14 protein-coding genes are annotated in these 12,376 nt (G+C 67.1%); 9 read left to right on the top strand and 5 right to left on the bottom strand.

Annotated features, from left to right (window positions below; genetic code table 11):
* The first annotated feature begins 171 nt into the window (after positions 1–171).
* The 3 genes from Q0C57_RS14880 (at position 172) to Q0C57_RS14870 (ending at position 2,246) form a co-directional block, all read left to right on the top strand.
* On the top strand, positions 172–639 hold the full coding sequence (locus tag Q0C57_RS14880; protein WP_296577217.1) for a MaoC family dehydratase: 468 nt from the start codon (positions 172–174) through the stop codon (positions 637–639).
* Position 640: 1 nt separating this feature from the next.
* Entirely contained in the window at positions 641–1,102 is a 462-nt protein-coding gene (locus tag Q0C57_RS14875; RefSeq protein WP_296577216.1) for a MaoC family dehydratase, read from the top strand.
* A 208-nt stretch (positions 1,103–1,310) separates the two neighbouring features.
* Positions 1,311–2,246 (top strand): LysR family transcriptional regulator, encoded by a 936-nt coding sequence (locus Q0C57_RS14870; protein WP_296577215.1) that lies wholly within the window; start codon positions 1,311–1,313, stop codon positions 2,244–2,246.
* A gap of 114 nt (positions 2,247–2,360) precedes the next feature.
* Here Q0C57_RS14870 and Q0C57_RS14865 read toward each other — a convergent pair whose 3' ends face one another.
* Positions 2,361–2,900 carry an adenine phosphoribosyltransferase gene (locus Q0C57_RS14865; RefSeq protein ID WP_296577214.1) on the bottom strand — a complete coding sequence of 180 codons (540 nt, stop codon included), beginning with the start codon at positions 2,898–2,900 and terminating at the stop codon, positions 2,361–2,363.
* Between the two features lie 137 nt (positions 2,901–3,037).
* Between Q0C57_RS14865 and Q0C57_RS14860 the strand changes: the two genes are divergently transcribed.
* Positions 3,038–3,274 (top strand): hypothetical protein, encoded by a 237-nt coding sequence (locus Q0C57_RS14860; RefSeq protein WP_296577213.1) that lies wholly within the window; start codon positions 3,038–3,040, stop codon positions 3,272–3,274.
* A 4-nt stretch (positions 3,275–3,278) separates the two neighbouring features.
* On the opposite strand, the gene Q0C57_RS14855 is transcribed toward Q0C57_RS14860, so the two are convergent.
* The 4 genes from Q0C57_RS14855 to petA all read right to left on the bottom strand — a co-directional run bounded on the left by Q0C57_RS14855 (position 3,279) and on the right by petA (position 7,085).
* Complete coding sequence (locus tag Q0C57_RS14855; protein ID WP_296577212.1) at positions 3,279–4,154, bottom strand: S-methyl-5'-thioadenosine phosphorylase; 876 nt, start codon at positions 4,152–4,154, stop codon at positions 3,279–3,281.
* A 142-nt stretch (positions 4,155–4,296) separates the two neighbouring features.
* Positions 4,297–5,133, bottom strand: coding sequence for a cytochrome c1 (locus tag Q0C57_RS14850; RefSeq protein ID WP_296577211.1), 837 nt, complete (start codon positions 5,131–5,133; stop codon positions 4,297–4,299).
* 30 nt (positions 5,134–5,163) lie between these two features.
* On the bottom strand, positions 5,164–6,480 hold the full coding sequence (locus Q0C57_RS14845; RefSeq protein WP_296577210.1) for a cytochrome b/b6: 1,317 nt from the start codon (positions 6,478–6,480) through the stop codon (positions 5,164–5,166).
* A gap of 26 nt (positions 6,481–6,506) precedes the next feature.
* The gene (gene petA / locus Q0C57_RS14840) at positions 6,507–7,085 is read right to left on the bottom strand and encodes a ubiquinol-cytochrome c reductase iron-sulfur subunit (RefSeq protein ID WP_296577240.1); all 579 of its coding nucleotides are present in this window, start codon (positions 7,083–7,085) and stop codon (positions 6,507–6,509) included.
* 276 nt (positions 7,086–7,361) lie between these two features.
* Between petA and Q0C57_RS14835 the strand changes: the two genes are divergently transcribed.
* From Q0C57_RS14835 to Q0C57_RS14815, 5 genes are all read left to right on the top strand, one after another.
* Positions 7,362–7,826 carry a tRNA (cytidine(34)-2'-O)-methyltransferase gene (locus tag Q0C57_RS14835; protein ID WP_296577209.1) on the top strand — a complete coding sequence of 155 codons (465 nt, stop codon included), beginning with the start codon at positions 7,362–7,364 and terminating at the stop codon, positions 7,824–7,826.
* Between the two features lie 211 nt (positions 7,827–8,037).
* Positions 8,038–8,709 carry a hypothetical protein gene (locus Q0C57_RS14830; RefSeq protein ID WP_296577208.1) on the top strand — a complete coding sequence of 224 codons (672 nt, stop codon included), beginning with the start codon at positions 8,038–8,040 and terminating at the stop codon, positions 8,707–8,709.
* A 163-nt stretch (positions 8,710–8,872) separates the two neighbouring features.
* Positions 8,873–10,318: an aldehyde dehydrogenase family protein gene (locus Q0C57_RS14825; RefSeq protein WP_296577239.1), complete on the top strand. Its 1,446-nt coding sequence runs from the start codon at positions 8,873–8,875 to the stop codon at positions 10,316–10,318.
* Positions 10,319–10,416: 98 nt separating this feature from the next.
* Positions 10,417–11,163 (top strand): glucose 1-dehydrogenase, encoded by a 747-nt coding sequence (locus Q0C57_RS14820; RefSeq protein WP_296577207.1) that lies wholly within the window; start codon positions 10,417–10,419, stop codon positions 11,161–11,163.
* Positions 11,160–12,332, top strand: coding sequence for a fumarylacetoacetate hydrolase family protein (locus Q0C57_RS14815; RefSeq protein ID WP_296577206.1), 1,173 nt, complete (start codon positions 11,160–11,162; stop codon positions 12,330–12,332). Before Q0C57_RS14820 ends, Q0C57_RS14815 begins: the two co-directional genes overlap by 4 nt.
* Positions 12,333–12,376: the final 44 nt, after the last annotated feature.

Raw genomic sequence — 12,376 nt, 5'->3', positions numbered from 1 at the left:
ATCCTGAGGAGCGAGGCCACTTGGCCGAGCCTCGAAGGACGCGTTTGCGCTCTGCAGGTTGCTCCGGCTCAAACGCGCCGTCACTCCTCCCCCAACTCGGCCGAAGGTCCAGCGCGACGAAACCCTTCGTTTCCGGCATAAGGCGGAAAAGCCAAAGCGCCGGATGCCATGATGACAGGCACGCCCTATCCCGCCTTCGAGGATTTCGTCCCCGGCGAGATCACCACCTTCGGCGCCTATGCGGTGACGAAGGAGGAGGTGATCGCCTTCGCCAGCCAGTTCGACCCCCAGCCCTTCCATCTCGACGATGAGGCGGGCCGCGCCTCCATGCTGGGCGGCCTCGCCGCGTCAGGCTGGCACACCTGTTCGATCCTGATGCGCATGATGTTCGACCACTTCATGGACGGCTCCACCTCCATCGGCTCGCCCGGCATTGATGAGGTGAAGTGGATCCGCCCGGTCTTTCCCGGCGATGTGCTCTCCGTCCGCCGCGAGATCCTCGACGCCCGGCCGTCAGCCTCCAGGCCCGACCGCGGCGTGGTGCGTTTCCGCTTCGACCTGATGAACCAGAAGGGCGAGGTGGTCATGGAACAGACCAATCCGATCTTCTTTGCCCGGCGCAGCCAGGACGCAGCCTGACATGTATGACGACATCGTCCTCGGCGAACGGGAACGTCTCGGCGCCTACACCTTCACGCCGGAGGCCATCATCGGCTTCGCGCGGCTCTACGATCCCCAGCCCTTCCACCTGTCGGAGGAAGGCGGCGCCGCCACCCATTTCGGCGGCCTGGTGGCCTCCGGCTGGCACACCGGCAGCGTCTGGATGCGCATGCGCGTCGAGCAGTCCCAGCGCATCGCCACCGACCGCGCGGCCAAGGGCCTGCCGCCGCAATGGAACGGCCCCTCCGGCGGCTTCAAGAACCTGAAATGGCCGCGGCCGGTCCGTGCCGGCGACACGGTGACCTACTTCACCGAATATGTGTCCAAGCGGCCGCTGGCCTCGCGCCCGGGCTGGGGCATCGTCTTCTCCCTCAACACCGGCGAGAACCAGCGGGGCGAACTGGTGTTTTCGTTCGACGGCTCGGTCTTCGTGCCGCTGTGAGGGCGCGGCGGGCGCCCGAACAGTTGCCAAAGCCATCGCCACCCGGAACGCCAGGCGAGCGCGCGCTCGCGCTGCGCCCGGCGTCGTGCTTCCTCATAGTTGAAACCGTCCCGGTGATCGGTCCGAGGGTCCATCGCGAAGTCTCCTGCGTCGCCATCATGGTGACGGAGGAAGGCTAGGCTTGTTCCGCACGGTGGATAATCAGGCTATGGTTCCACTCATTCTGGAACTGGAGGCACCAATGGACCGTGCCGAAGCGATGGAGATTCTGGTCGCCGCGGTCGACCGCGGCGGTTTCACCGCCGCCGCAGTGCATCTTGGCGTGACGCCATCGGCCGTCTCCAAGGCTATCACGCGGCTGGAGCAGAGGCTCGGTGTCCGCCTGCTCGAGCGCACAACCCGGCGCATCGTCCCGACGCCGGCCGGGCAGGACTACCTCGATTCCGCCCGCCGCATCATCGGCGCGATCGACGATGCCGAAGCTGTGGCGATGGCGAGCGGCGGGCGTCCCCAGGGCAGGCTCCGCGTCAATTCCGGCATCAGCTTCGCCATGCGCCAGCTCGCCCCCGCCCTCGTCGCCTTCGGTGCCGCCTATCCGGATATCCGTCTCGATCTGACGGTCGAGGACCGCATCTGCGATGTCATCGGCGAGGAACTGGACGTGGCCATCCGCACCGGCCCGGTCACCGACGAGCGCCTCGTCGCCCGTCGCTTCGCCGAGATCCGCCGCGTCATTGTCGCCTCCCCCGCCTACCTGGAGCGCCACGGCGTTCCGAAACGGCCGGCCGATCTTGCCCGTCACGCCTGCCTTGCCATCACCACCACGGCGGATATGGCGCGCTGGCCCTTTCGGGAGGACGGCCAACTCAGCCAGATCACCGTGCAGGGACCGGTCCGCATCGGCACGGCGGAAGGAGCCTTGGCCCTTGCTCTCGCTGACCTGGGCATTGCACGGGTCGGAGACATGCTGGCCGCCCCGTCGATCCGCGAGGGGCGCCTGGTCCGGCTTCTCCCGGACACCCATGTCGATGATCCGATTCCCATGCACCTGGTCTTTCCGCCGGGGCGCCAGAGGCTCCCCAAGGTGCGCGCCTTCCTCGACTTCGTCAGCGCCAGGTTCAGCGCCAGCCCCTGGCGGTTGTGAGGCGCCGGCGGCCGACCAACGGCCCGTAATACCAAGCAGCCGGCTGCAATGCGGGCTCTGTCCGCCAACGGCAGGGGCGAGCGGCGCCATCCACCTCCATTGGTGATGGGTCCCTCAATGCCCGCCAAACGCCATCAGCGTGCGCACCGGCACGCCCATGGCCCGGAGCTTGTCCGCCCCGCCAAGGTCCGGCAGGTCGATGATGAAACAGGCGGCCACCACCTCAGCGCCGATCTGGCGCAAGAGCTTCACCGCGCCCTCTGCCGTGCCGCCCGTCGCGATGAGATCATCGACCAGGATGACCTTCTCGCCAGGGCGGATCGCGTCGACATGGATCTCCATCTCGTCGGTGCCATATTCCAGCGCATAGGCCATGCGCACGGTCTGGTGCGGCAGCTTGCCCTTCTTGCGGATGGGCACGAAGCCGGCGGAGAGCTGGTGGGCCACGGCGCCGCCGAGAATGAAGCCCCGCGCCTCGATACCCGCCACCTGGTCGATCTTGCCGCCGGCATAGGGCTGGACCAGCAGGTCGACGGCACGTCGAAAGCCGCGGGCATCGCCGAGCAGCGTGGTAATGTCGCGGAACATGATGCCCGGCTTGGGATAGTCCGGAATCGTCCGCACCGTCGCCTTGAGATCCGCGTCCTCGGCCATGCTGTCCCTCCGTCGGCGGCGAAACCTTACCGCGAATTCATTGGCGCCACACCGACGCCGCTTCTAACTCTAGCGCACACGGTAACCTGCCCAGACCATCGCGCGGGGAGGCCGGACCAGGACGATGGAGACACACCATGACCATGCCGCAGGCACCGGCCGGCCCGGCCCCCTACCAGCCGACCCCGATCACCGTCACCGCCATTGACGTTCCCTTCACCCGGCTGGTCGGCTTCTTCTTCAAGGCGGCATTGGCGGCCATTCCCGCCTTCATCGCGGTGGCGCTCATCCTCAACCTTGTCGGTGCCATCTTCTTCTGGGGCTTCGGAGCCTGGCGCGACGGCTATTTCGGCGGCCCCTTCGGCTGGCTCTGACGCCTCAGCGCACCAGAACGCGACCGGCCACGGCGTCGAGTTTGGCCACAAGCGCCGGGTCACGGTGTTCGGCAGCGGTGATGACTGCATGTTCGAGCGCCCGGTCGGAATGGATCGGGCACGGCTCGTGCGCGGCGGGAAAGTCGCGGGCGAGCCGCGCCACGAGGCGGCGGCCCTTGTCGGCGTTGGAATGCAGGTGATGGATCACCTGCGAGACGTCCACCGGGCCCACCTCCTCGTGCCAGGCGTCGAAATCCGTCACCATGCCGACGAAGGCATAGGAGATCTCCGCCTCGCGGGCGAGCTTGGCCTCGGGCATGGAGGTCATCCCGATCAGATCCCAGCCCTGGCCCTTGTGGAACAGGCTCTCGGCCAGGGTGGAGAAGGCGGGCCCCTCCATGCACACCGCCGTGCCGCCGATCTGGTGGGCGATACCCTCGGCCTCGGCCGCCGCCGCCAGCCGCTTCTGCAGCAGCGGCGCGACCGGATGGGAAAAGGCCACATGGGCCACGCAGCCCTTGCCGAAGAAGCTCGACGGGCGGAGATAGGTCCGGTCGACGAACTGGTCCGCCAGCACGAAATGGCCGGGCGGCAGATCGCCTTTGAACGAGCCGACCGCCGACAGCGACACGAGATCGGTCACCCCGGCCCGCTTCAGCACGTCGATATTGGCGCGATAGTTGATGTCGGACGGGCTGAAGCGATGCCCGCGCCCGTGCCGCGGCAGGAAGACGATCTCGGTGGCGCCGATCCGCCCGCGGCGCAGGACGTCGGAGGCCTCGCCCCAGGGCGAGGACACGGCAAACTCCTCAAGCCCTTCGAGACCCGGCAGGTCATAGATGCCGGAGCCTCCGATCACGCCGAGCACGGCTCTGGTCATCCTGCATCTCCCTGTCCGGTGTCCGGCCTTCGTGTCGCACGCACCGGATTCGTGCGAAGGCTGCGTGACGTTACGGGGCCTGTCCCATGAAAAAGGGCCGCTCACGCGGCCCTTGGTCAAGTCACCGGCGAAAGGACATGCCTCAGGCGTGCCCCTCGACGTTCTTCCAGACCTTCTTCTTGGTGAAGTAAGTCAGGCCGCCAAGAACCAGCAGGAACAGCAGCACCTGGAAGCCGATGCGCTTGCGCTGCTCCATGTGCGGCTCCGCCGTCCACATCAGGAAGGCCGTGACGTCGGCGGCATATTGCTTCGCCGTCTGCGGCGATCCATCCGAATAGGTTACCAGCCCGTCCTGGAGCACATTCGGCATGGCGACGAAATTGCCCGGGTAATACTTGTTGTAATGCGTGCCCGGCGGGGTCTCCTTGCCTTCCTCGTAGCCCGTCAGGAAGGCCTTCACATAGTCGGCGCCATGCTCCTGGTAGAGCGTGAAGATATCCGTCAGGAACCAGGGGAAGCCGCGCTCGTAAGAGCGCGCCCGCGGCATCAGGCTGAGGTCCGGCGGTGCCTTGCCGCCATGGGCCGCCTCGGCCGCCTTCTTGTTGGCAAAAGGACCGGGAATCCGGTCGGCCAGGCGCGGCGTGCGCTCCGTGGGCTGACCGTCGTCGCCGATCTCGCGCACCTTGTGCATCCAGTCGGCCGCGATCGCCGCCGCCTGCGCTGTCGAGAATTCAGGCCCGCCCGGCTGGGCGAGATTGCGGAACGACATCTGGTCGATGCCGTGGCAGGCGGCGCAGGCCTCCTTGTAGACCTGAAAGCCGCGCTGGAGCTGCGCCCGGTCGAAAGTACCGAAGATACCGGACGACGCCCAGTTAAAGCGCGGAGGCGGGACCTGCTCGGCGGCCTGAGCCGGGCCGAGCGAGGCAAGGACCAGGCCCGCGAGCCCGGCCGTCGCCATGCGGAGAGAGAAACGCTTCATCATCGTGGTTCCTTAAGCTCTCTACCCGCCTCAGCCCTTGGTCTGCGGTGCTGCCGCAGCCCCTGCCGTCACCGGCGCGCCGCCCGACCGCGCCTTGCCCAGCACCGAGTCGGCGATGGAGGCTGGGAGCTTGCGGGGCGTCTCGAAGAGGCCGAGAAGCGGCAGGACGACGAGGAAGTAGGCGAAGTACAGGCCGGTGAAGATCAGCGACAACACCGTGTAGGGATATTCGGCAGGCTTGGAACCGAGCCAGCCGAGGATCAAGCACACCGCGACGAAGGCCCAGAAGAACTGCTTGTGCATCGGCCGATAGGCCGAGGACTTCACCTTCGAGGTATCAAGCCAGGGCAGGAAGGCCAGCACCGCGATGGCGGCGAACATGGCCAGCACGCCGCCGAGCTTCGACGGGATGGTGAAGATGATCAGATTGACGTCAAAGGTGATGGCGCGGAGGATCGCGTAGAAGGGCAGGAAATACCATTCCGGCACGATATGCGGCGGCGTCACCAGCGGATCCGCGGGAACGAAGTTCACCGCATGACCGAGATAGGTCGGCTGGAAGAAGACGAACCACATGAAGAAGATCAGGAAGAAGATCAGGCCGACGGCATCCTTGATCGTCGCATAGGGCGTGAAGGGAACAGTATCCTTCTTCACATCCTTCACCTCGACGCCGGTCGGATTGTTCTGGCCGGTGACGTGCAGCGCCCAGACGTGCAGGACCACGACGCCGGCGATCATGAACGGCAGCAGGTAGTGGAGCGAGAAGAAGCGGTTCAGCGTCGGATTGTCGACCGAATAGCCACCCCACAGGAACTCGACCACGGTCGGGCCGACCAGCGGGATCGCCGAGAACAGGTTGGTGATGACGACGGCGCCCCACAGCGACATCTGGCCCCAGGGCAGCACGTAGCCGAGGAAGGCGGTGGCCATCATCAGTAGGTAGATGATGACGCCGAGGATCCACAGGACCTCGCGCGGGGCCTTGTAGGACCCGTAATAGAGGCCGCGGAACATGTGGATGTAGACGGCGACGAAGAACATCGAGGCGCCGTTGGCGTGAAGATACCGCATCAACCAGCCGTAGTTCACGTCGCGCATCATCTTCTCGATGGAGTTGAAGGCGAGGTCGACATGGGCGGTGTAGTGCATCGCCAGCACCACGCCGGTGACGATCTGGGACACCAGCATGAACGACAGGATGGCGCCGAACGTGTAGAAATAGTTGAGGTTCTTGGGCACCGGATAGGCGATGAAGCTGTCATAGACCAGCCTCGGCACGGGCAGACGGGAGTCCATCCACTTGCCAATGCCCGACGTCGGTACGTAGTGCGAATGACCCTGCATGGTCGAGTTACCTCTGGATCCGGGCGTCAGACGGTGGCCGCCGCACCCGTGATGCGGATGCGCGTGTCGCTGATGAAGGTGTACTGCGGAACGGGAAGGTTGGTCGGGGCGGGCCCCTTGCGGATACGGCCCGACGTATCGAAGTGGGAGCCGTGGCAAGGGCAGAACCAGCCGCCATAGTCACCCTGGTTGCCGAGCGGCACGCAGCCGAGATGGGTGCAGTTGGCAGCGATGACCAGCCATTTGGCATGGCCCTCCTTCACCCGCGCCGCGTCGGGCTGCGGATCGCGCAGCGCGGACATTTCCACGTCGACGGCGGCCTTGATCTCGGCCTCGGTGCGGCTGCGGACGAAATAGGGTTTGCCGCGCCACAGGATCTTGATCTGTCCACCGTCCGGGATCGCGGCGAGATCGATTTCGATCGGCGCGCCGGCTGCGATGGTCCCGGCATCGGGGGCCAATTGACTGATGAAGGGCCAGATCGCCGCACCGGCGCCGATCGCTGCGGTCGCCCCGGTCGCCAGATAGAGGAAATCGCGGCGATCACCCTCGGAATGTTGAACGCTTGCCACTTCTCGTCGTCCTTTCGCTCGTCGGCCCGCCATGGGGACCAGATCGCGCCGATCGCGCGCGGAGCGCAACCGCGCCACCTGGTCCGGCGCGCGGCAGCCTTCAGGGGTGGCGCCGCCACGCCGAAACAGCCCGAAGGCTTGGTGGAATCCGCGCGGGAACCATAATCGGCGCCGCTTATTCGCACCGTTATAAGGTGATGTCCAGTGTGCGCTTGTGAACATGGCATTGCGCCGCACGGCATCTTCGTATGAGCGGTGAACCGCGGAGCAGGGTCTTCCGTACTGAAACCTTGTGGTTCAAACTGGGTGATGTTCCGCATTGCGCTCTACCAACCCGACATCGCCCAGAATACCGGCACCATCCTCCGGCTCGCCGCCTGTCTCGGTATCGCCGTCGACATCATCGAGCCCGCCGGCTTCCCGGTTTCCGATAAGGCGTTTAGGCGCTCGGGCATGGATTATCTCGACCATGTCACCTGGAATCGTCATGACGACTTCACTGCCTTCGAGACCTGGCGAGCGGCGGAGGGCCGCCGGCTGGTTCTGATGACGACCCGTGCGGCCCTGCCCTATGCCGCTTTCGCCTTCCGGCCTGGTGACGTGCTCATGGCGGGCCGCGAATCGGCCGGCGTGCCGGAGGCGGTCCATACCGCGGCCGACGCCGGCATCCGCATCCCGATGCGCCCCGGCCTGCGCTCGCTCAACGTCGCCGTTTCGGTGTCCATGGTGGCCGGCGAGGCGCTGCGCCAGTTGGCCGCCTTTCCCTCGCCCTGAACGATCGAAGTGGCCGCCGACAGGCGAGCCTTGCCCACCATCTTCACAAGCCGGCGATCTGTCGCGGCACATTGCTGCATGGATGTCGCGGCGCTACGGAACGGCCCTCTCGGCCGGGGTTTTCCCGCCACGGATTTGGGACGGCCCCGTGGACATGCTTAGATGCGGTTAACCAAGCCGGTTCCGCCGGCCATCCATCCGCGAGGTTCCCATGGACCCCAAGCCCGCTCCCAGCCTGACCGAAACGATCCGCGCCATCCGCATTGATGAGGCCGAGCGCAGCGGCGTCGTCGTGGCGCTGCGCGAGGCCGACATCGCCCGGCTCGACATTCTTCACGACCGGCTGAAGCCGGTGCTCGACGACATTCCCCGCGGTGTCGACCTGTTCGATGTCGCCGTCACGCCCGGCATGACGCCGCGCCTTTGGATCGACATGATCGCCTTCGTCGAGATCGCCCGCGACAAGCGCAGCTACCGCTTCCTGCAGGACACGCGCGAGGGCCGCCGCGTGATGATCGAGAGCGCCGACCTCGCCGCGGTCGCCGAACGCGTCACGGCCTATATCGCCCGCCGTCTCATCGAGCGCGAGCGGCTTCTGGCCCTGCCGCCGGCGACGGCTGACCTTGCCCCTGCCCTGCCCCCGGCCGATCTTCCCCCGGCCTTCGCCACCGCAATGCAGGGAATCGCAGCGCCGGCTGCCGAACCGGCGGTCGCCGTCACGACCGCCGCGAGGCCGGACACGACACCGCAGCCCGCCGCGGCGCCCGCGCCGCGTCAGGGCGTCCGGTTCTCGGGACTTGGCGCCTTCGTCCTGTTCCTGCTCGGCATCGCGGTCGGGATCGGCGGCGTCCTGGGCCTCGCCCAGATCGCCGCACGCCTCTGAACACAGGACCGGTCGCAGCGCGGAAGGGCTCCCATGCGGTGCCCCTCTTTCGGAAGACAAGGCCGAGAGGCTAGCGTGCCGGCCCGATTTGCAGCGGCCTCAGGCCGACCACCGCCCGGAAGGGAAGACCATGACCACCCAGACCAGCCCTGCCGCCCGTGCCATGCCCCCGCGCTTCCTCAACCTCGTCGACGGCCGGTCGGTCGCCGCGCTGGGCGGGGCCACCCTCGACGTGATCGGCCCGTCGGACGGTACCGTCCTCACCCAGATGCCGCGCAGCGGCGCCGCCGACATCGACCATGCAGTCGCCGCCGCCCGCAAGGCCTTCGAGGAGGGTCCGTGGGGCCGCATGACCGCCACCGAGCGCGGCCGGCTGCTCTGCAAGCTTGGCGAGGCCATCCTCGCCAACCACGACGAACTCTCCTTCCTCGAAAGCATCGACACCGGCAAGCCGGCCCGGCAGGGCAAGGCCGACATCACCGCCGCCGCCCGCTACTTCGAGTTCTACGGCACCGCCGCCGACAAGGTGCACGGCGAGACCATCCCCTTCCTCAACGGCTACACGGTTGCCGTGGTACGCGATCCTCACGGCGTCACCGGCCACATTGTGCCGTGGAACTATCCCGCCCAGATCTTCGGCCGGTCTGTGGCCGCCTCGCTCGCCTGCGGCAATACCTGCGTGGTCAAGCCGGCGGAGGATGCCTGCCTGTCGCTGATCCGCATCAGCGAGCTGGCGCTGGAGGTCGGTTTTCCCCCGGGTGTCCTCAACCTCGTCACCGGCCTGGGCGAGGAGGCCGGCGCGGCCCTCTCCTCCCACCGCGGCATCGATTTCATCTCCTTCACCGGCTCGCCCGAGGTCGGTACGCTGATCCAGGCGGCGGCGGCGAAGAACCATATCGGCTGCACGCTCGAGCTCGGCGGCAAGTCGCCCCAGGTGGTGTTCAAGGACGCCGATTTCGACGCGGCGGTACCGAGCCTCGTCAACGCCATCATCCAGAATGCCGGCCAGACCTGTTCGGCCGGCTCGCGCATGCTGGTCGAGCGCCCCGCCTATGACGAATTGGTGGCACGCGTCGCCGAGCGGTTCGCCACGGTACGCGTCGGCGCCTGGGACATGGACCTCGACTGCGGACCGATGATCACGCCCGGCCAGAAGAAGCGCGTCGAGGACTTCCTCGCCCGCGCCCGGGCCGACGGCATTCCGGTCCTCGCCGAGGGTCAGTTCGCGCCGAACCTGCCGCCGAACGGCTATTATGTCGCGCCGACGCTGTTCGGCCCGGTGCCGCGGTCGAACCGTCTCGCCTGCGACGAGGTCTTCGGGCCCGTCCTCTCGGCCATTCCCTTCGACGACGAGGAGGATGCCGTCCGCCTCGCCAACGGCACCGATTTCGGCCTGGTGGCCGGCGTCTGGAGCCGCGACGCGAAGCGCTCCATGCGGGTGGCCCGCGCCATGCGCTGCGGCCAGGTCTTCGTCAACGGCTACGGCGCCGGCGGCGGCATCGAGCTGCCCTTCGGCGGCGTCAAGAAATCCGGCCACGGCCGGGAAAAGGGCTTCGAGGCGCTCTACGAGTTCTCCGCCTCCAAGACCGTCGTCATCAACCACGGCTGACAGGGCCGAACGCATATTCGAGCGAAGCGGCTACCGGTTCGCATGAAGAAAATGCGATGACGATCACCCAACAAGCAGCCACGCATCAGGGGGAAACCATGCGTCTCAAGGACAAGGTCGCCATCGTCACGGGCGGTGCCCAGGGCTTCGGTCTCGGCATCGTCGAGACCTTCGCGAAGGAAGGCGCCAGGGTCGTCGTCCTCGATCTCAACGAGGAGGGCGCCAAGGCGGCCGCCAAACCCTATGGCCGCAAGGCCTTCGGCTTGAAGTGCGACGTCTCCAAGGCCAAGGACGTGCAGCGGGCCGTCGCCAAGGCGGTCGAGCGCTTCGGGACGGTCGACGTTCTGGTCAACAATGCCGGCACCTCCCACCGCAACCAGCCGATGCTGCAGGTCGACGAGGCGACTTTCGACCGCGTCTTCGACGTCAACGTCAAGTCGATCTTCCATTTCGCCCATGCCGTGATCCCGGTGATGCGCCAGAATGGCGGCGGCGCCATCATCAATGTCGGCTCCACCGCCGGGATCCGGCCGCGTCCCGGCCTCGCCTGGTACAATGCCTCCAAGGGTGCGGTGAACCTGCTCACCAAGTCCATGGCGGTGGAACTGGCGCCGGACAAGATCCGCGTCTGCGCCCTGGCTCCGGTGGCGGGCGACACGCCGCTGCTGGGCACCTTCATGGGCGAGGACACCCCGGAGATGCGCAAGAAGTTCATCGCCTCGATCCCCATGGGGCGCCTGTCGACGCCGAAGGACATCGCCGATGCGGCGCTGTTCCTCGCCGCCGATCCCGGCAATTTCCTCACCGGCGTGGTGCTGGAAGTCGACGGCGGACGCTGCATATGAGCGCCCTCGCCCTCTCCGCCGCCACCACCCTTCCCGCCGACGGCACGGCAGGCACCCTGGTCGGCCGCATCTTCAGGCCGGGCTACGGCCCTTCTGTCGTCGCGGTGCGCGCCGAAGGTGTCTTTGACGTCACCAGCGCCTTTCCGACCACGGCCGACCTCTTCGACACCGCCGACCCCGCTGAAGCCCTCGCAGGCGTCACCGGCGAGCGGATCGGCGACCTTGCAGCCGTTCTCGCCAACACCGTGCCCGCCGGCCGCGACGCCGCGGCCCCCTTCCTCCTCTCCCCCATCGATCTGCAGGCGGTGAAGGCCGCCGGCGTCACCTTCGCCATCTCCATGGTCGAGCGCGTGATCGAGGAACAGGCCAAAGGGGTGCCGGAACGCGCCGCCGCCATCCGTGACGAGATCGGCGCCATCATCGGCGGCGAGCTCAAGGGCCTCAAGCCCGGCTCGCCGGAGGCCGCGGCCCTGAAGAAGCACCTTCAGGAGCGCGGGCTCTGGTCGCAATATCTCGAGGTCGGCATTGGCCCGGACGCCGAGATCTTCACCAAGGCCCCGGTGCTCGCCTCGGTTGGCACGGGAGCCGATGTGGGCATCCATCCGGTCTCGACCTGGAACAATCCCGAGCCGGAAGTGGTGCTGGTCATCTCCTCCGCCGGCCGCATTGTTGGCGCCACCCTCGGTAACGACGTCAATCTGCGCGATGTCGAAGGCCGCTCCGCGCTGCTTCTCGGCAAGGCCAAGGACAACAACGCCTCCGCCGCCCTCGGCCCCTTCGTGCGCCTCTTCGATGGGACCTTCGGGATCGACGACGTCAGGACCATGAAGGTCTCCCTCACCGTCACCGGCGAGGACGGCTTCGTCCTCGACGGCCGCAGCGACATGGCGGCGATCTCCCGCGACGTCGAGGATCTGGCGCGCCAGGCAATCGGCCCGCATCACCAATATCCCGACGGGCTCGTGCTTTATTGCGGAACGCTCTTCGCGCCGATCAAGGACCGCGGCGAGGCGGGCAAGGGTTTCACCCACAAGCTCGGCGACATCGTCACCATCGCCAGCGACAGCCTCGGCAGCCTGACCAACCGCGTCCGCCTGACCACCGATTGCCCGCCCTGGACCGAAGGGATCCGGGCCTTGATGGGGAACCTCGCCCACAGGCGCGCCTGAGAGGACGGCGGGCGACCGGCTGCCAGCCGCTTGTCCCGACCGAT

It is taken from the genome of Phreatobacter sp. (assembly GCF_022843985.1).
GTDB lineage: Bacteria > Pseudomonadota > Alphaproteobacteria > Rhizobiales > Phreatobacteraceae > Phreatobacter.
Note: the sequence above shows the minus strand (reverse complement) of the source record. Positions and strands in the feature narration are given on the sequence as shown.

What these genes read in the sequence shown, in the direction of transcription:
- Q0C57_RS14880 (WP_296577217.1), top strand. Translation starts at nt 172, where the DNA reads ATGACAGGCACGCCCTATCCCGCCTTCGAGGATTTCGTCCCCGGCGAG.
- Q0C57_RS14875 (WP_296577216.1), top strand. Translation starts at nt 641, where the DNA reads ATGTATGACGACATCGTCCTCGGCGAACGGGAACGTCTCGGCGCCTAC.
- Q0C57_RS14870 (WP_296577215.1), top strand. Translation starts at nt 1,311, where the DNA reads ATGGTTCCACTCATTCTGGAACTGGAGGCACCAATGGACCGTGCCGAA.
- Q0C57_RS14865 (WP_296577214.1), bottom strand. Translation starts at nt 2,900, where the DNA reads ATGGCCGAGGACGCGGATCTCAAGGCGACGGTGCGGACGATTCCGGAC.
- Q0C57_RS14860 (WP_296577213.1), top strand. Translation starts at nt 3,038, where the DNA reads ATGACCATGCCGCAGGCACCGGCCGGCCCGGCCCCCTACCAGCCGACC.
- Q0C57_RS14855 (WP_296577212.1), bottom strand. Translation starts at nt 4,154, where the DNA reads ATGACCAGAGCCGTGCTCGGCGTGATCGGAGGCTCCGGCATCTATGAC.
- Q0C57_RS14850 (WP_296577211.1), bottom strand. Translation starts at nt 5,133, where the DNA reads ATGAAGCGTTTCTCTCTCCGCATGGCGACGGCCGGGCTCGCGGGCCTG.
- Q0C57_RS14845 (WP_296577210.1), bottom strand. Translation starts at nt 6,480, where the DNA reads ATGCAGGGTCATTCGCACTACGTACCGACGTCGGGCATTGGCAAGTGG.
- petA (WP_296577240.1), bottom strand. Translation starts at nt 7,085, where the DNA reads ATGGCGGGCCGACGAGCGAAAGGACGACGAGAAGTGGCAAGCGTTCAA.
- Q0C57_RS14835 (WP_296577209.1), top strand. Translation starts at nt 7,362, where the DNA reads ATGTTCCGCATTGCGCTCTACCAACCCGACATCGCCCAGAATACCGGC.
- Q0C57_RS14830 (WP_296577208.1), top strand. Translation starts at nt 8,038, where the DNA reads ATGGACCCCAAGCCCGCTCCCAGCCTGACCGAAACGATCCGCGCCATC.
- Q0C57_RS14825 (WP_296577239.1), top strand. Translation starts at nt 8,873, where the DNA reads ATGCCCCCGCGCTTCCTCAACCTCGTCGACGGCCGGTCGGTCGCCGCG.
- Q0C57_RS14820 (WP_296577207.1), top strand. Translation starts at nt 10,417, where the DNA reads ATGCGTCTCAAGGACAAGGTCGCCATCGTCACGGGCGGTGCCCAGGGC.
- Q0C57_RS14815 (WP_296577206.1), top strand. Translation starts at nt 11,160, where the DNA reads ATGAGCGCCCTCGCCCTCTCCGCCGCCACCACCCTTCCCGCCGACGGC.